Origin of the sequence: Stenotrophomonas acidaminiphila (assembly GCF_014109845.1) — a bacterium.
In the GTDB taxonomy this organism is placed as follows: Bacteria; Pseudomonadota; Gammaproteobacteria; order Xanthomonadales; family Xanthomonadaceae; genus Stenotrophomonas; species Stenotrophomonas acidaminiphila.
This window is the reverse complement of sequence record NZ_CP043567.1, coordinates 444,926-462,187: the sequence shown is the minus strand read 5'-3', so window position 1 is coordinate 462,187 and position 17,262 is coordinate 444,926. Positions and strand designations below refer to the sequence as shown.

Below are 17,262 nucleotides of genomic sequence, written 5' to 3'. Positions count from 1 at the left end.
TGGTCATACCAATGGTGGCGCCGTGGGATGCCTGCCGTGTGCAGGCGCCGCCCCTCCATCGGGAGTCGACATGCAGCCCTGGCAACAACTGTACGACCCGGCCGGCAACATCTGGCTGTCCAGTCTGATCGCGCTGTTGCCCATCGCCTTCTTCTTCGTCGCGCTGGCGGTGCTGCGCATGAAGGGCTGGCTGGCCGGCACGCTCACCGTCGCCATCGCCCTGGGCGTGGCGCTGCTGTTCTACCGGATGCCGCCGCTGCAGGCGCTGGGCGCGGCGCTGTATGGCTTCGTCTACGGCCTGTGGCCGATCGCCTGGATCATTCTCGGCGCGGTGTTCCTGTACAAGGTCTCGGTCCGGACCGGCCAGTTCGACATCATCCGCGCCTCGATCCTGTCGGTGACCGCGGACCAGCGCCTGCAGATGCTGATGGTCGGGTTTGCCTTCGGCGCGTTCCTGGAAGGCGCGGCCGGGTTCGGTGCGCCGGTGGCGATCACCGCCGCACTGCTGGTCGGGCTGGGCTTCAAGCCGCTGTACGCGGCGGGCCTGTGCCTGATCGCCAACACCGCGCCGGTGGCGTTCGGGGCGATGGGCATCCCGATCATCGTCGCCGGCCAGGTGACCGGGCTGGACGCGTTCGAGATCGGGCAGATGGCCGGCCGCCAGCTGCCGTTCCTGACCCTGATCGTGCTGTTCTGGATCATGGCGATCATGGATGGCTGGCGCGGCATCCGCGAAACCTGGCCGGCGGTGCTGGTGGCCGGCGGCGCGTTCGCCCTGGCGCAGTACCTGACCTCCAACTTCCTCGGCCCGGAACTGCCGGACATCACCGCGTCGCTGGCGTCGCTGGTCTGCCTGACCCTGTTCCTGCGCCGCTGGCAGCCGCGGCGCATCTTCCGCTTCGACGATGCCGGTGATGCAAGCGCCACTGCCCCGATGGTGGAAGTGCCGCGCTACAGCGCCGGCCGCATCATCCGCGCATGGTCGCCGTTCCTGATCCTCACCGCGCTGGTCACGCTGTGGAGCATCAAGCCGTTCAAGGCGCTGTTCGCCGCCGGGGGGCCGTTGCAGCACTGGGTACTGAAACTGCCGGTGCCGGGGCTGGACGGACAGGTGAGCAAGATGCCGCCGATCGTCGATGCGCCGAGCGCCTACGACGCCGTGTACAAATTCGACTGGTTCTCGGCCACCGGCACCTCGATCCTGCTCGCCGCGCTGATCGCCATCGTCGTGCTGCGGATGCCGGCCCGGGCCGCGCTGTCCACCTTCGGCGAGACCGTGCGCGAGTTGAAGACGCCGATCTATTCCATCGGCATGGTGCTGGCCTTCGCCTTCATCGCCAACTATTCCGGGCTGTCGGCGACGCTGGCCCTGGCGCTGGCGCATACCGGCGATGCATTCACGTTCTTCTCGCCGTTCCTGGGCTGGCTGGGCGTGTTCCTGACCGGCTCGGACACCTCCTCCAACGCGCTGTTCTCGGCGCTGCAGGCCACCACCGCGCAGCAGATCGGCGTGTCCGACGTGCTGCTGGTGGCGGCCAACACCACCGGCGGCGTCACCGGCAAGATGATCTCGCCGCAGTCCATCGCCATCGCCTGCGCGGCGGTGGGGCTGGCCGGCAGGGAGGCCGACCTGTTCCGGTTCACCATCAAGCACAGCCTGGCGTTCACGGTGATGGTCGGGGTGATCACCAGCGCACAGGCATGGTGGCTGACGTGGATGATTCCCTGAGCGGCACAATGGCGGCATGAACATGCATCAGCGAACACCGCAGCGGGTATCGGACCGGGTCGCCACGCAACTGCGCGCGCTGGTGGAAGAGCGGCAGCTGCAGGCAGGCGACCGCCTGCCCGCCGAACGCACCCTGGCGGTGCAGCTGGGGGTGTCGCGCACCGCGCTGCGCGAGGCCATCGCCCAGCTGAGCAGCCAGGGCCTTCTGGTCGCGCGCGTGGGTGGCGGCACCTTCGTGGCCGAACCGGCGGCACGCGCGCGGCAGGCCATCGAAGAGCCGCTGGCGCCCTACCTGCCGCTGTTCCAGGGCGACCCGGAATACCGCTTCGACGTGCTGGAAATCCGCCATGCGCTGGAAGGCGCCGCGGCCTGGCATGCCGCGCTGCGTGCCACCGCCGAGGACCGCGCGCGCATCGCCCGCGCCTTCGCCACCATGATGGATGCACACGGCAAGGACGACCCCGCCGGCGAAGCCAGCGCCGATGCCGACTTCCACCTGTCCATCGCCGAGGCCTCGCACAACCTGGTGCTGCTGCAGGTGATGCGCGGCCTGTTCGACCTGCTGCAGGCCAACATCTCGCAGAGCCGCGAGCGGCTGTACACCTCGCCGCGCACCTTCTCGCCGCTGTCCGAGCAGCACCGCGAGATGATGGATGCGGTGCTGGCCGGCGACCCGCAACGCGCGCGCGCCGCCGCGCTGTCCCACCTGGAGTTCGTGCACACCACGCTGCGCACGCTCGATGAAAACGAGGCCCGGCGCGCACGGGCCTCGCGCCTGCCTTCCGCCACGGCCAGCCCATGATCATCTCCGCTTCCACCGACTACCGCGCGGCCGCAAAGCGGCGCCTGCCGCCGTTCCTGTTCCATTACATCGACGGCGGCGCCTACGCCGAGCACACGCTGCGCCGCAACGTATCGGACCTGGCCGACATCGCCCTGCGCCAGCGCGTGCTGCGCGACATGGCCGACCTGAGCCTGGACACCACGTTGTTCGGCGAACGCCTGGCGATGCCGGTGGCGCTGGCGCCGGTCGGGTTGACCGGCATGTACGCGCGCCGCGGCGAGGTGCAGGCCGCGCGCGCGGCCGACAGCCGCGGCGTGCCGTTCACCCTGTCCACCGTGTCGGTGTGCCCGATCGAGGAAGTGGCGCCGGCGCTCCGGCGGCCGATGTGGTTCCAGCTGTACGTGCTGCGCGACCGGGGCTTCATGCGCAATGCGCTGGAGCGCGCGCAGGCGGCGGGCGTGAGCACCCTGGTGTTCACCGTGGACATGCCGGTGCCGGGCGCGCGCTACCGCGACGCGCATTCGGGCATGAGCGGGCCCAACGCGGCGCTGCGCCGCTATGCGCAGGCGCTGGCCCACCCGCGCTGGGCGTTCGACGTGGGCCTGCGCGGGCGCCCGCACGACCTGGGCAACATCTCCGCCTACCGTGGCCACCCGACCGGGCTGGAGGACTACATCGGCTGGCTCGGCAGCAATTTCGATCCGTCGATCTCGTGGAAGGACCTGGAGTGGATCCGTGCGTTCTGGAAGGGGCCGATGCTGATCAAGGGCATCCTCGACCCGGACGACGCGCGCGACGCGGTCAGGTTCGGCGCCGACGGCATCGTCGTTTCCAACCACGGCGGGCGCCAGCTCGACGGCGTGCCGTCCACCGCGCGCGCGCTGCCGGCGATCGCCGATGCGGTGCAGGGCGAACTGAAGATCCTGGCCGATTCGGGCATCCGTACCGGCCTGGACGTGGTGCGCATGCTCGCCCTCGGCGCCGATGCCGTGCTGCTGGGCCGCGCCTTCGTCTACGCGCTGGCGGCCCGCGGCGAAGCCGGCGTCGCCCATCTGCTGGACCTGGTCGCCAGCGAGATGCGGGTGGCGATGACCCTGACCGGCGCGCGCCGCATTGCCGACATCGGCCGCGATTCGCTGGCGCGGCTGCGGTGAGCGCCGCGCTGCTGGGGCGCCTGCGCGATGCGGTCGGCCAGCGCCATGTGCTGACCGGCGACAAGGCCACGCGCCGCTTCCGCAGGGGCTACCGCTTCGGCGAGGGCCCGGTGCTGGCGGTGGTGCGGCCGGGCACGCTGCTGCAGCTGTGGCAGGTGCTGCAGGCGGCGGTGCAGGCGGGTGCGGCGATCATCCTGCAGGCGGCCAACACCGGGCTCACCGGCGGCTCCACGCCCGATGGCGATGACTATGGCCGTCCCGTGGTGCTGGTCAGCACGCTGCGCCTGGAAGGCATCCAGCTGCTGGACGGCGGCCGCCAGGTGCTGTGCCTGCCGGGCGCCACCCTCGACCGGCTGGAGCAGGTGCTGGCACCGCTCGGGCGCGAGCCGCATTCGGTGATCGGCTCCTCGTGCATCGGCGCCTCGGTGCTGGGCGGCATCTGCAACAACTCCGGCGGTGCGCTGGTGCGCCGCGGGCCGGCGTATACCGAACTGGCGCTGTTCGCACAGGTCGATGCCGATGGCCGGCTGCACCTGGTCAATCACCTTGGCATCGCGCTGGGCGACAGTCCGGAGGAGATCCTCACGCGCCTGCAGGCCGGCGATTACCGTGCGACCGACGTCGGCAGTGGCGGGGGCCGTGCCGCCTCCGACCCGCATTATGCCGCGCAGGTGCGGCAGGTGGATGCGGGCACGCCGGCGCGGTTCAACGCCGACCCGGCGCGGCTGCACGAGGCATCGGGCTCGGCCGGCAAGCTGGCGGTGTTCGCGGTGCGCCTGGATACCTTCGAGAAGGAGCCGGCCGAGGTCTTCTACATCGGCAGCAACCGCACCGACAGCCTCACCGCGCTGCGGCGCCAGCTGCTCACCGGCTTCGAGCGGCTGCCGATTTCCGGCGAATACATCCACCGCGATGCCTATGACATCGGCGAGCGTTACGGCAAGGACGTGTTCCTGCTGATCGACCGGCTCGGCACCGCGCGCGTGCCGGCGGCGTTCGCCTGGAAGAGCCGCATCGACGGCTGGTTCGAGCAGTGGGGCCTGCGCGGGGCCAGCGACCGGGTGCTGCAGGCGCTGGCCGGGCTGCTGCCCGCGCACCTGCCGCCGCGCATGCGCCAGTTCCGTCAACGCTACGAGCACCACCTGCTGCTGAAGGTCTCCGCGCGCGACGCGGCGGAAACCGAGGCCTGGCTGCGCGGCTTCTTCGACGGCCATGAAGGCGGCTTCTTCCGCTGCACCGCGGACGAGGGACGCAAGGCGTTCCTGCACCGCTTCGCGGTGGCCAGCGCCGCGGTGCGCTACCGCGAAGTGCACCGCGACCGGGTGCAGGACATCGTCGCCCTGGACATCGCGTTGCGCCGCGACGACCGCGACTGGTTCGAGCGGTTGCCGGCCGAGCTCGATGCGCGCCTGCTGCACAAGCTGTACTACGGGCACTTCCTGTGCCACGTGTTCCACCAGGACTACATCGCGCGCAAGGGCGAGGATCCGCTGGCGATCGAGCACGCGATGTGGGCGCTGCTGGACGCGCGTGGTGCCGAGTATCCGGCCGAGCACAACGTCGGCCACCTGTATCCGGCCAAGCCGGCGCTGGCCGCGTTCTACCAACGGCTGGATCCCGCCAATACCTTCAACCCCGGCATCGGCCAGACCAGCAAGCGGGCCGGCTGGCAGGGCTGCGACTGCACGCACTGAGCCCCACCCGGCGCGCCATGCCGATGCAGTGCGGGCGGCCCGCTCCCGTGGGGTGGGCCGCCCGTGCCGCGCCGGCCTCAGCGGCGGATGTCCTGCACGTGGGCGCCGATCGCCTCGGCCAGGCCGGGCACCCCGTCCGCGCCGGTCGGCACGGTGATGCTGGAGCCGTTGAAATCACCGCCGATGGGCTGCGCCCGTCCACCCAGGCACTGCGCCAGGAAGCCTTCGGCCACGGCGTTGAACGCCTTGCTGTTCTCGGGGCGCGCGAAGCCATGGCCCTCGTCCGGGAACAGCACGTAGGTGACCGGGATGTGCTTGTCGGTCATCGCCTTGACGATCTGGTCGCTCTCGGCCTGGCGCACGCGCGGGTCGTTGGCGCCCTGGCCGATCAGCAGCGGCCGGGTGATGGCGGCGACGCGGGTCAGCGGCGAGCGTTCGGCCAGCAGCTGCTTGCCGGCCGCGGTGCGGGGGTCGCCCACGCGCCGGGCGAACTGCTCGAAGAACGCGGCCCAGTAGGGCGGGATGGTGGACAGCAGGGTATCGAGGTTGGAGGGGCCGACGATGTCCACGCCGCACTTGAACGTGTCGGGGGTGAAGGTGAGCCCGACCAGGGTGGCGTAGCCACCGTAGCTGCCGCCCATGATCGCGACCTGCTCACGCGTCGTCACGCCGTTCTTCACCGCCCAGTCCACCGCGTCGATCAGGTCGTCGTGCATCTTGCCGGCCCATTCGCCGTCGCCGGCATTGGTGAAGGCCTTGCCGAAGCCGGTGGAGCCGCGGTAATTGACCGCCAGGACCGCATAGCCGCGGTTGGCCAGCCATTGGTGGTAGGCGTCGTAGCCATAGATGTCGCGCGCCCACGGCCCGCCATGCACCAGCAGCACCATCGGTACCGGCGCGTCGGCCTTGCCGTCGCCATTGGTGTCGGCGGTGCGCGGCAGGGTGAGGTAGCTGACCAGGGTCAGCCCGTCGCGCGAGCGGATTTCCTGCGGCCACTGTGCCGCCAGCGCCTTGCCTTCCAGCGCCGGGCGCGCGGAGAACAGTTTCTCCGGGGTGCCGCCACGGGCGTAGCGGTAATAGGTGACCGGCGACTCGGCGGCGGAGTAGGCGACGATCCAGGTTTTGTCGTCGAGGGTGCGCGAGGTGACGCTGAAGCTGCCCGGGCCGATGGCCTTGAGCGTGTCCAGGTCCGGTGCGATGGCCGGGTCGACCGCCTTCCACTCGTTCTTCAGGTAATTGACCGCCACCGCCTGCGCGCGCTGGGTCATCGGGTCGTCGAGGGCGTCGTCGATGTCGGCGCGTGCGTCCTCGTAGACCAGGGTCTTGGCCCCCGTGCCGGCGTCGATGGCATACAGCGCCGCGGTATCGCGGCCGCGCGAGTCGAAGAAGTAGCGGGTCTTGCCGTCGCTGGTGTAGCCGCCCGGGAAGCTGGTCAGCGAGTCGGCGAACGGGATCTCGCCGGTGACCTTCCAGCCGCCCTTGCCATCGGGTTCGAGCAGGTCGTTGCCGCCGTCCGCGCGCGCGCGGCTGGCCATCCTGACCTTGAAATCAGGGTCGGCGATGTAGCCGGCGATCTGCCGGGTGTTCTTCTCCAGCAGCGTGCGCTGGCCGCTGGCCAGGTCCACCCGGTACAGGTCGTGCCACTTCGGGTCGCGGTCGTTCATCGCCACCAGCACCGATTCCGGATGCAGGTGGCTGACCCCGACGACCTCGGCGCGGGTGGCCGGGAAGTCGCTCAGGTCGCGCGCCTGCCCGCTGGCCAGGTCCACCGAGAACAGGTGGAAGTTCTCGTCGCCGCCGGTATCGCGCAGGTACAGCAGGGTGTCGGGGCGGTGGCTCCAGAAGTACTGGCGGATGCCGCGCGCCTTGTCCGCGGTGACCGCGCGCGCCTTGCCGATGTCGTCGGCCGGCGCGACCCAGACGTTCAGCACGCCGTCGACCGCGGCGACCCAGCCCAGGTACCGGCCGTCGGGGCTGATCTGCACGTTGGCGCGTTCGGGGTTGCCGAACAGGGCGTCGCGCGGGATCAGTTCGGGTGGGGCGGCCGGCGCGCCGGTGGCGGCCGGTGCGGCCGGCGTTCCGCTGCCGGCAGGCGTGCGGTTGCAGGCGGAAAGGGACAGGGTGAGGGCGAGGCTGACAGCGAACAGCAGAGTGCGATCCATGGCAGAACTCCGGTATGCCGCGCTGGCGGGTGCGGCAACGCTAGCGCGGAACCGGGCGCGCTGCGTTAAGCCCGGCGCCGCGGGCCCGGCGCCGCCTTCACCGCTCCGAATGCCCGGTGTCGTCGTACTGCCGGGGAGCGAACAGGTCGGGCCGGATCAGCGCGATGAAGGCGCGCGCCTGCGGCGACAGCACCTTGCCGCGGCGCACCGTCACCCCGTAGCTGCGGGTGGGGAAGTAGCGCGCCATCGGGCGGATCGCCAGCCGCTCGCGGTCGGCATCGTTGAGGCACAGCGCGGTCACGATGGAGATGCCCATGCCCATTGCCACGTACTGCTTGATCACCTCCCAGCCGCCGACTTCCAGCGCCACGGTGTAGGGCACGCGGTGGCGCTGGAACACCAGGTCGACCAGTCGCCAGGTGATCTGCCGCTTCGGCGGCAGGATCAGCGGGAAGGCGGAGAGGTCGTCCAGGGTGAGTTCGCGCTTGCCGGCCAGCGGGTGCCCGCGCGGGGTGATCAGCACCTGCTCGAAATCGTAGACCGGCGCGTAGCTCAGGTCGCCCGGTACATCCAGCATCGAGCCCACGGCAAGGTCGGCGGCGTCGCCACGCAGCAGTTCGGTGCCGTCGGCGCTGATCGCGTCCTGCAATACCAGCCGCACGTCGGGGTGGCGCTGGCGGAACGCTTCGACGATCTTCGGCAGCAGGTACAGGATCGTCGAGGTATTGGCGGCCACGGTCAGCTCGCCTGCGTCCAGTCCGCGGACCTTGTCGCGGAAGCTGGCTTCCAGCCCGTCCAGGCTCTCCACCAGCGGCTGCGCCATCTCGTACAGCAACTGGCCCTCGCGGCTGGGCACCAGGCGCCTGCCGCTGCGTTCGAACAGCACCACCCCCAGCTCCCGTTCCAGCGCCTGCAGCTGCAGGCTCACCGCCGGCTGGCTGACGAACAGCGCCTCCGAGGCACGCGACACCGAGCCCAGGCGGACCGTCTGGCAGAACGCGCGCAGCGGCTTGAGCCGGTCGGACTTGTAGGAAAAACGCGGATTTACGGGCTTCTTCGTCGCCATCCAGCCTGATTATTAGCACAACTTATGTTGGGTATTGCAAAAACTGTTTTGATAAATAAGTGAACCCGGCGGCACGGTGGAGTCCCCCGACACACGCAGGGTTCCGCCATGTCCGCCGTCGCCTCCTCCGTTCCGTCCACGCCCACCCGCCCGACCCCGGGCATCACCGTGGCCGCCCGGCTCGCCGGCCAGGCGGAGCTGCTGCCGGCCGGCGCGCTGGCGCTGCTGGTGTCGCTGCACCGGGCGGTGGAGCCGGAGCGGCAGGCGCGGCTGGCCGCGCGGGGCGGGCGCCAGGCCTTCTTCGACCAGGGGGGGCTGCCGGACTTCCGCACCGACACCGCGCACATCCGCCAGGGCGACTGGACGGTGGCGCCGATCCCGGCCGCCCTGCAGGACCGCCGCGTCGAGATCACCGGCCCGACCGACCCGAAGATGGTCATCAACGCGCTGAACTCCGGTGCGCGGGTGTTCATGGCCGATTTCGAGGATTCGACCTCGCCGACCTGGCGCAACCTGCTGGCCGGCCAGCAGGCGCTGATCGGTGCGGTGCGCGGCGATCTGGAGTACACCTCGCCGGCGGCGGCCGATGGCGCGCCCGGCAAGCACTACACGCTGCGGCCGTTCGCCGAGCAGGCGGTGCTGATCGTGCGCCCGCGTGGCTGGCACCTGGACGAGAAGCACGTGCTGGTCGACGGCCAGCCGATCGCCGGCGGCCTGTTCGACGCGGCGCTGTTCGCCTTCCACAACGCCCGCGCGCTGATGCGCCGGGACCGCGGCCCGTATTTCTACCTGCCCAAGCTGCAGTCGATGGAAGAGGCGGCACTGTGGGAAACCGCGCTGGCGCACATCGAGGGCATGCTCGGCCTGCCGCACGGGCAGATCAAGGTCACCGTGCTGATCGAGACGCTGCCGGCGGTGTTCGAGATGGACGAGATCCTGCATGCGCTGCGCGGGCGCATCGTCGGCCTGAACTGCGGCCGCTGGGACTACATCTTCTCCTACCTGAAGACCTTCCGCCGGCATGCCGACAAGGTGCTGCCCGAGCGTGGCCAGGTGACCATGACCCAGCCGTTCCTGAAGGCGTATTCGGAGCTGCTGATCCAGACCTGCCACCGCCGCGGCGCGCATGCGATGGGCGGCATGGCCGCGCAGATCCCGATCAACCACGACCCGGCCGCCAACGAGCAGGCCATGGCGCGGGTGCGTGCGGACAAGCTGCGCGAGGTCAGCGCCGGCCACGACGGCACCTGGGTGGCGCACCCGGCGTTGATCCCGGTGGCGCGCGCGATCTTCGACGAGCACATGCCGGGCCCCAACCAGCACCACGTGCTGCGCCGCGACGTGCACGTCACCCGCGATGACCTGGTGGCCCCCTGCGCCGGCACCATCACCCGCGCCGGCTTCGACAACAGCGTGGAGGTGTGCGTGCGCTACATGGCCGCGTGGCTGGACGGCAACGGCTGCGTCCCGATCCACAACCTGATGGAGGACGCGGCCACCGCCGAGATCAGCCGCAGCCAGATCTGGCAGTGGCTGCATGCCGGCAACCAGCACCTGGACGACGGCACCGCCATCGACGGCGCGCTGCTCGACGCCACCCTGCGCGCGCTGCCGGCACGCCTGGGCGACACCGCCGCACTGCCCGGCGGCGACCGCATCGCCCAGGCCATCGAACTGCTCGGCGCGCTCAGCCACGCCGACGAACTGGCCGAGTTCCTGACCCTGCCGGCGTACCGGCAGATCGACTGAGCCCTGCCACCGGCCACCCCCTTACTGCACGCCCCGCCCCCAAGGAGTTCCACCATGAGCACCTACACGCAACAGATCGACGCCCTGCAGCACGACTGGGACAGCAACCCGCGCTGGGCCGGCATCCGCCGCCCGTACAGCGCCGCCGACGTGGTGCGCCTGCGCGGCACCGTGCAGCCCGAGCACACCCTGGCCCGGCGCGGCGCCGAGCGGCTGTGGAAGCTGCTCAACGGCGAGGCCAGGAAGGGCTACGTCAACGCCTTCGGCGCGATCAGCGCCGGCCAGGCGATGCAGCAGGCCAAGGCCGGGCTGGAGGCGGTGTACCTGTCCGGCTGGCAGGTGGCCGCCGACGGCAATACCTCCGAGACCATGTACCCGGACCAGTCGCTGTACGCCTACGACTCGGTGCCGACCATGGTCCGCCGCATCAACAACACCTTCCAGCGCGCCGACGAGATCCAGTGGAAGAACATCGTCGACGGCAAGCTGAAGGCCGAGGAGGCCATCGACTTCTTCCTGCCGGTCGTGGCCGACGGCGAGGCCGGCTTCGGCGGCGTGCTCAACGCCTACGAGTTGATGAAGAACATGATCGTCGCCGGTGCCGCGGGCGTGCACTTCGAGGACCAGCTGGCGGCGGTGAAGAAGTGCGGCCACATGGGCGGCAAGGTGCTGGTGCCGACCCAGGAGGCGATCCAGAAGCTGGTGGCCGCGCGCCTGGCCGCCGACGTGCTGGGGGTGCCGACGATCATCCTGGCGCGGACCGACGCCGAGGCCGCCAACCTGCTGACCAGCGACTTCGACCCCAATGACGCGCCCTTCGTCACCGGCGAGCGCACCGCCGAGGGCTTCTACCGGGTGCGCAACGGGCTGGAGCAGTCGATCAGCCGCGGCGTGGCCTACGCACCCTATGCCGACCTGGTGTGGTGCGAAACTGGTACCCCGGACCTGGGATTCGCCCGCGAGTTCGCCCAGGCGGTGCACGCGGCCAGCCCGGGCAAGCTGCTGTCCTACAACTGCTCGCCGTCGTTCAACTGGAAGAAGAACCTGGACGACCGCACCATCGCCCGCTTCCAGGACGAGTTGTCCGCACTGGGCTACAAGTACCAGTTCATCACCCTGGCCGGCATCCACATCAACTGGTTCAACACCTTCAAGTTCGCCCACGACTACGCCCGTGGCGAGGGCATGCGCCACTACGTGGAGCAGGTCCAGGAGCCGGAGTTCGCCGCGCGCGGGCAGGGCTACACCTTCGTTTCCCACCAGCAGGAGGTGGGGGCGGGCTACTTCGACGATGTGACCACGGTGATCCAGGGCGGCGCCTCCAGCGTCACCGCGCTGACCGGCTCCACCGAGGAGGCGCAGTTCGAGGCCGGCAAGGCCGCCTGAAGCCCGCGTTTCGATACTTTTCCCATCGCATGGGTATGGTGCAGAAGGGCGGCCGCGACGGCCGCCCTTCCTTATACATGGCTGAATGCGGCTGTCGCCGGATGCGGCATGCTCCGCGCTTTGCGCCAGTGCTATTCTTCCGCGCTAGCCCCCGGGGACGAAGGGGCGGTGGGGCTGAGGGAATGACCAGCGAAAGTGCTGCAATCATGGCCGAAGAGCGCGAACCGGGTGTCGCCCACATGGCGATGGCCGAGATCGTGCATCCTGTCCTGTCGCCCGACGAATTCGCGCTGTTCTCGCGGTTCGCGCGGCAGCGCCAGGTCGCGGCCGGCGAGGTGCTGTTCCGCCGGGGGGATTCGGGCGACGCCATGTTCGTCATCGTCAGCGGCATCGTCGATCTCAACTTCGGCGAGGACCTGGTGGTCAAGTACCTGGGCCCGGGGGAGTTCTTCGGCGAACTCGGCCTGCTGATCGGCGACCACCGCCGCGGCGCCGATGCCCGTGCCTCGACCGAACTGTCCCTGCTCGAACTCGGGCACCCCGATTTCCAGAAGCTGGTGGACCACGATCCGGGCCGGGTCGCCTTTTTCCTGCGCCGCACGATCATGCGCGTGGTCTCCAACGAACAGATGCTGATCCGGCAGCTGCGGCGCCGCAACCACGACCTGGAAGCGGCGCTGGACAATCTCTACACCACCACGCACCAGCTCAGCCATACCGAGGAACTGGTGCGGACCGACGAATTGACCGGCCTGCACAACCGCCGCGGCCTGACCCTCTACCTGCAGGAATGCCGGCAGCCGTCGCGGAACCCGCCGCAGGGACTGCTGCTGATCGACTGCGACCGCTTCAAGCGCATCAACGACGAGCACGGCCACCTGGTCGGCGACCGCGTGCTGCAGGCGGTCGCCAACATCCTGCGTTCGGTGGTGCAGCCGGGCGGGCTGGCCTGCCGGCTGGGCGGCGACGAGTTCTGCCTGCTGGTGCAGGAGGCCGATACCGAGATGCTCGAGCACGTGGCCGGCTTCATCCTGCATGCCGTGCATGGCCTGCTGGAACGCTCGCAGCCGGTGCCGCGTGTCTGCCCGGTGAGCATCGGCGTCTGCCTGCTCGACCCGTCGCGCGACTGGAACGACTGGTACGCCCATGCCGACAGCGCCCTGTACGAGGCCAAGCGGCGTGGCGGCAACCGGCTGCAATGGCCGGTGGACTGGTTGGGCACCGGCTGACATGCAGCAGGTGCCCACCACGCCGGACATGGATGCAACGGCGGGTGCCCCGGCCCCCCGCCTGCATACGCTGCTGCTGACCGACCTGTGCGACTCGGTCGCGCTGGTGGAGCGGCTGGGCGACACCGCGGCCGCGGAACTGTTCCAGGAACACGACCGGCTGGTACTGCGCCTGCAGCAGCAGTGGAAGGGGCGCATGATCGACCGTTCCGACGGCCTGCTGCTGCTGTTCGAGCGGCCGGTCAACGGGCTGGGGTTCGCCCTGGACTACCGGCAGGGCCTGGAGCAGCTGGGCCAGTTGCGCGGCATCGGCCTGCAGGCGCGTACCGGCATGCATGTCGGCGAGGTGCTGACCTGGCACAACAGCGCCGAGGCGGTGCAGGCCGGCGCCAAGCCGCTGGAGGTCGAGGGCCTGGCCAAGCCGCTGGCCGCGCGGTTGATGGCGCTGGCCCGGCCCGGGCAGATCCTGCTGTCGGCGGTGGCCGAGTCGCTGGCGCACCGTTCCGCCCGCGAGCTGGGTGCGCGCAGCGAGCACCTGCTGTGGAGATCGCACGGGCGCTGGCACTTCAAGGGCGTGCCGACCACGCAGGAAGTGTTCGAGGTCGGCGAGCCTGGGTTCGCCCCGCTGCGCATGCCACGCAGCACGCCCAAGGCCTGGCGCGACCTGCCGCTGTGGCGGCGCCCGATGGCGCTGGTTGCCGAAGCGACATTGCTGGTGGCGCTGGGGCTCGGGGCCTGGTTCATCGCGCGGCCGGAGCCGGCCATCGCCTTCGCCGAGCGCGACTGGGTGGTGATGGGCGACCTGCGCAACCTGACCGGCAATGCACTGCTGGACGATTCGGTGATGCAGGCCCTGCGTGTCAGCCTGGAGCAGTCGCGGCATGTCAACGTGCTGAGCGACATGAAGACGCGCGACACGCTGTCGCGCATGCGCCGTGATCCCGCGGTATCCCGCCTGGACCGCACCTTGGCATCGGAAGTGGCGCTGCGCGACGGCGCACGCCTGGTCATACTGCCTGCGGTCTCCGAGGTGGGGGGCAAGCTGCGCCTGAGCATGGAGATCGTCGACCCGCATACCCAGATCACGATCCGTTCGGATTTCGTCGATGGCCGCGGCCTGGAATCCCTGCTGGCCTCGGTCGACGCCATCGCCTTGCGCCTGCGCGGCCATCTGGGTGAAACCAGTGCGTCGGTCAAGGCCGCGTCCCAGCCATTGCCATCGGTTACGACCTCCAACCTCCACGCCCTGCGCGCCTATGCGCTTGGATTGCAGGCCACTCGTCAGGGAAAGTGGCAGCAGGCGATGCAGATGTATGGCGAGGCAACAACGCTGGATCCCGAATTCGCGCTTGGCTACCTTGGCGCGGCGCGTGTCATGGTGGCGCGTTCGGAGCGACCGGCGGCCATGCCTTTCCTCGACCGCGCATTGGCACTGAGGCACCGCCTGCCCGATCGCGAGCGCCTTTACCTGGACGCCTGGGAGGCCGAGCTGCGGGCGCCGGCGCAGGCATTGGAGAAATGGCAGCTCATGGCAGGCCTCTATCCCGACGACTTTGCCGGCCAGGCCAACTCTGCCTGGCACCTGTTTTCGGCCAATCGGATGGATGAGGCATTGCCCTACGCGCAGGCCGCCGACGTACCGCAGGATCCGTTGCGACCGCTGGCGGCTGATTTCCTGGCGCGAATCCTGCTGGCCAAGGGAGCGACGGAGCCAGCGTTGAAGCGGCTGCGCGAAATCGGGAATGAGACCCAGGCAGGCCAGGGGCGGCGGATCGCCAACGTGCTGGCGGTGCTTGAGCGGCCGGCAGAAGCCATGGCCGCGCTGGAAGCCATCAAACCCAGCGGCTACGCGGGCACCGACCTGGTGCCGATGATCGATCGGGTGTCGCTGGCGCTTGACCAGGGTAAATGGGCGCAGGCCAGGGCGGCGGCGGATGGTGCACTGGAGACCAGCGCCACGCAGGAAGCGTTCTTGAACCTGCAGTTCCGCTTCATCTCGGGCGTGGTGGCGCAGATGACCGGTGTGTCCTTGCCGAGATCACGCCGTGCGGCCACCGCCCAGGCCTTGGTGGGCGCGATAGCCGATCCTGCCTGGGACCCTTCCAATCGCATGGACCTGACGTCGATGCTGTTGGCCAATGCCTGGCTGGCACAGCGTGATGGTGATTCCAGCCTGGCGGCCGATGTCCTGAGGCAGGTCGATGCATTGCCGGACAAGGGGAGGCTCGGGGCAACCACGGCCGCGTTGCAGCGAATCGTGCAGGCCGGTCAACTGGCTGCCAACGGGCGTCACGACGAGGCCAGCAGGTTGCTATCGCCCCGTGCCGACGATCTCTACCAGTCGCGGGTCGCACTGTACCGCGTGCTGGCCGCCTCGGGCCGCCATGCCGAAGCCGAAACGCAGGCGCGCTGGCTGTTGCAGCGGCGCGGTCTGGCCTATGTCGAAGCCAATGCGTCGCAGGCGCTGCAGCCCTTGAACGTCGCTGACTCACGGCTAGCGCGGCTGTGGCTTGCCGAGTCGTTGGCGGCACAGGGAAAGAACAGCCAGGCCACTGCCGAAATCCAGGTTTTCCTGCGGCAGTGGCCTGCCTCGGTACTGTCTCCTCAGTTGCTGTCCAGGGCCGAAGCGATCCTTTCGGCTTCGAAGCAGAAGATCACAGCGTGATTGCCCGCGCGCGTGAGGTGGGCCTGCAATTCGGTGCGGGCAGCGGCAATCTCTTCCTTGCTGGCCAGCTGGGTAGTGGTCATGCAATAGAACGGATCGCCCACGGCAGGCGCCACGGGCGCCAGTGCCTGCGCCGCGTCCACGCCAAGATCGGCCAGTGCCTGGATGGGATTGGCGTGGAAAAGCGCGCGGAATCCATCGTCGCTGGACAGCTTCTCCAGCAGCGTGTCCGCCATCACCTCATCGAGGCCTGGATGGCCAGCCGCAGCGTCGTCATTGTTGGAGCCGTTGCTCATTGTTCCCCCTGTCCGGTTGGGGGGCGCCAGAGGCGCTTGACCGGCTTCTCGAGATTGTATGGATATGCAGCGCCCCCCCCCCCGCGCGGCATGAGGATCATACCCATGAACGTGCGTCGCTGTGCATGTGTTTTCTTTGAATCACGGGAGACCGCGAGCTTTGATCTGGCCGGGCTGCTCGCTGGCGGCGTGGGGGTTGCACGTACCCGTCGCTGGCTCGCACTGGCACCGCACCTTGAGCAGGAAATCGAGGTGTCGGAGGCAGAGATGGCATGGCTGGGGCGTTTCAGTCCGCAGCTGTGGAGCGTGGCCGATGCCATGCCGGAGGACATCCTGTCGCGCCTGCTGGAAACGGGGCTGCTGGTTTCCGATGACCCCCGCTTTGCATCGCAATGCGCGGCCGATGAACGCCACCGCGCATTGAACTGGTGGCCACTGGCCGCGGTCGTGCACAAGGCCAGTTGCTGGAGTGGCGTGGACAGCGTGGCCTCGATGCAGCGACTGGGCATGGATACGGTCGCCGGCCTGCTGCGCACCTGCGGCACACCGCCGCCTGCGGTGGCCGAGCGCGACGGCTGTGGCCCGGACATTCCGCTGCAGCGGGCTCCCGCCGATAGCCTGGACACGCTGCTCGAGAGGCGTACCACCTGCCGCAACTTCGATCCTGAGCGGGGGCTGGAGCAGGCGCTGTTCGCGCGGATGCTGGACCGGGTCTTCGCCGCGCAGGGAAGCGTGATTGCGGGAGAGGGCATCGAATTTCTGAAAAAACACACCCCTTCGGGAGGTGGGTTGCATGCAACCGAGGCCTATCTACTGGTGCAACGGGTCCAGGGGGTGCCCCCGGGCCTGTACCACTACCGCCCACACGAGCATGCCCTGCGTCCGCTGCCCGCCCCGGCCATGCCGCTGGATGACCTGGCACGCAGGGCACTGGCCGGGCAGTGGTGGTTTGCCCAGGCTCCGGTGCTGGTGATCTACGCGCCTCGCGTGGCGCGCAGTTACTGGAAGTACCGCGACCATCCCAAGGCTTATCGCGCGCTGCTGATGGATGTTGGCCATCTCTCGCAGACGCTGTGCTTGAGCGCCACTGACCTGGGCCTGGGAGCGTTCGTGACCGCGGCGATCAACGAAGGTGAGTTGGAACGCGCCTTCGGCCTGGCCCCCCTGTGCGACGGACCGGTCGCGGTGGGGGGATTCGGTTGGCGTGCCGCGCGACAGGAAATCGCCGAGTTCGATCCCGTGGGCAAGGTGTGGGGATGCGCGGGTTTGGAGCCGTGAGGCGCAATTGGAATGGATCAGCTACGCACCGGGCATGAGGTGCGTGGTCGCAACGGTCATGGGGGCGTTC

12 protein-coding genes are annotated in these 17,262 nt (G+C 69.4%); 9 read left to right on the top strand and 3 right to left on the bottom strand.

Annotation, left to right across the window (positions count from 1 at the left end; all coding sequences use genetic code 11):
* Positions 1–70 precede the first annotated feature (70 nt).
* From lldP to dld, 4 genes are read left to right on the top strand one after another with little or no spacing between them, the layout of a single operon-like run.
* Positions 71–1,729, top strand: coding sequence for an L-lactate permease (gene lldP, locus F0P95_RS02295; protein ID WP_182335538.1), 1,659 nt, complete (start codon positions 71–73; stop codon positions 1,727–1,729).
* A 16-nt stretch (positions 1,730–1,745) separates the two neighbouring features.
* On the top strand, positions 1,746–2,531 hold the full coding sequence (gene lldR / locus F0P95_RS02290) for a transcriptional regulator LldR (RefSeq protein WP_269150862.1): 786 nt from the start codon (positions 1,746–1,748) through the stop codon (positions 2,529–2,531).
* Entirely contained in the window at positions 2,528–3,667 is a 1,140-nt protein-coding gene (gene lldD / locus F0P95_RS02285) for an FMN-dependent L-lactate dehydrogenase LldD (RefSeq protein ID WP_182335537.1), read from the top strand. The genes lldR and lldD overlap by 4 nt, the downstream gene beginning before the upstream one ends.
* Positions 3,664–5,361 carry a D-lactate dehydrogenase gene (gene dld / locus F0P95_RS02280; RefSeq protein ID WP_182335536.1) on the top strand — a complete coding sequence of 566 codons (1,698 nt, stop codon included), beginning with the start codon at positions 3,664–3,666 and terminating at the stop codon, positions 5,359–5,361. The genes lldD and dld overlap by 4 nt, the downstream gene beginning before the upstream one ends.
* 77 nt (positions 5,362–5,438) lie before the next feature.
* On the opposite strand, the gene F0P95_RS02275 is transcribed toward dld, so the two are convergent.
* Positions 5,439–7,523 carry a S9 family peptidase gene (locus F0P95_RS02275; protein ID WP_182335535.1) on the bottom strand — a complete coding sequence of 695 codons (2,085 nt, stop codon included), beginning with the start codon at positions 7,521–7,523 and terminating at the stop codon, positions 5,439–5,441.
* A 97-nt stretch (positions 7,524–7,620) separates the two neighbouring features.
* A complete protein-coding gene (locus F0P95_RS02270) occupies positions 7,621–8,589 on the bottom strand; it encodes a LysR family transcriptional regulator (protein WP_182335534.1) in 969 nt (322 codons plus the stop codon).
* A gap of 108 nt (positions 8,590–8,697) precedes the next feature.
* Between F0P95_RS02270 and aceB the strand changes: the two genes are divergently transcribed.
* The 4 genes from aceB (at position 8,698) to F0P95_RS02250 (ending at position 15,618) form a co-directional block, all read left to right on the top strand.
* Positions 8,698–10,338 carry a malate synthase A gene (gene aceB / locus F0P95_RS02265; RefSeq protein WP_182335533.1) on the top strand — a complete coding sequence of 547 codons (1,641 nt, stop codon included), beginning with the start codon at positions 8,698–8,700 and terminating at the stop codon, positions 10,336–10,338.
* 54 nt (positions 10,339–10,392) lie between these two features.
* Complete coding sequence (aceA, locus tag F0P95_RS02260) at positions 10,393–11,724, top strand: isocitrate lyase (RefSeq protein WP_182335532.1); 1,332 nt, start codon at positions 10,393–10,395, stop codon at positions 11,722–11,724.
* 182 nt (positions 11,725–11,906) lie between these two features.
* Complete coding sequence (locus F0P95_RS02255; protein ID WP_182335531.1) at positions 11,907–12,953, top strand: GGDEF domain-containing protein; 1,047 nt, start codon at positions 11,907–11,909, stop codon at positions 12,951–12,953.
* A 28-nt stretch (positions 12,954–12,981) separates the two neighbouring features.
* A complete protein-coding gene (locus F0P95_RS02250; protein ID WP_182336688.1) occupies positions 12,982–15,618 on the top strand; it encodes a putative peptide modification system cyclase in 2,637 nt (878 codons plus the stop codon).
* Here the strand turns inward: F0P95_RS02250 and F0P95_RS02245 are convergent.
* Positions 15,558–15,914: an NHLP-related RiPP peptide gene (locus F0P95_RS02245; protein ID WP_232528738.1), complete on the bottom strand. Its 357-nt coding sequence runs from the start codon at positions 15,912–15,914 to the stop codon at positions 15,558–15,560. The genes F0P95_RS02250 and F0P95_RS02245 overlap by 61 nt on opposite strands.
* Before the next feature lie 105 nt (positions 15,915–16,019).
* On the opposite strand from F0P95_RS02245, the gene F0P95_RS02240 reads away from it, so the two are divergent.
* A complete protein-coding gene (locus F0P95_RS02240) occupies positions 16,020–17,192 on the top strand; it encodes a putative peptide maturation dehydrogenase (RefSeq protein ID WP_182335530.1) in 1,173 nt (390 codons plus the stop codon).
* Positions 17,193–17,262: the final 70 nt, after the last annotated feature.

Coding starts and splice junctions, on each gene's coding strand:
- F0P95_RS02275 (WP_182335535.1), bottom strand. CDS start 7,523: ATGGATCGCACTCTGCTGTTCGCTGTCAGCCTCGCCCTCACCCTGTCC.
- F0P95_RS02270 (WP_182335534.1), bottom strand. CDS start 8,589: ATGGCGACGAAGAAGCCCGTAAATCCGCGTTTTTCCTACAAGTCCGAC.
- aceB (WP_182335533.1), top strand. CDS start 8,698: ATGTCCGCCGTCGCCTCCTCCGTTCCGTCCACGCCCACCCGCCCGACC.
- lldD (WP_182335537.1), top strand. CDS start 2,528: ATGATCATCTCCGCTTCCACCGACTACCGCGCGGCCGCAAAGCGGCGC.
- lldP (WP_182335538.1), top strand. CDS start 71: ATGCAGCCCTGGCAACAACTGTACGACCCGGCCGGCAACATCTGGCTG.
- F0P95_RS02245 (WP_232528738.1), bottom strand. CDS start 15,914: ATGAGCAACGGCTCCAACAATGACGACGCTGCGGCTGGCCATCCAGGC.
- F0P95_RS02255 (WP_182335531.1), top strand. CDS start 11,907: ATGACCAGCGAAAGTGCTGCAATCATGGCCGAAGAGCGCGAACCGGGT.
- lldR (WP_269150862.1), top strand. CDS start 1,746: ATGAACATGCATCAGCGAACACCGCAGCGGGTATCGGACCGGGTCGCC.
- F0P95_RS02250 (WP_182336688.1), top strand. CDS start 12,982: ATGGATGCAACGGCGGGTGCCCCGGCCCCCCGCCTGCATACGCTGCTG.
- F0P95_RS02240 (WP_182335530.1), top strand. CDS start 16,020: ATGAACGTGCGTCGCTGTGCATGTGTTTTCTTTGAATCACGGGAGACC.
- aceA (WP_182335532.1), top strand. CDS start 10,393: ATGAGCACCTACACGCAACAGATCGACGCCCTGCAGCACGACTGGGAC.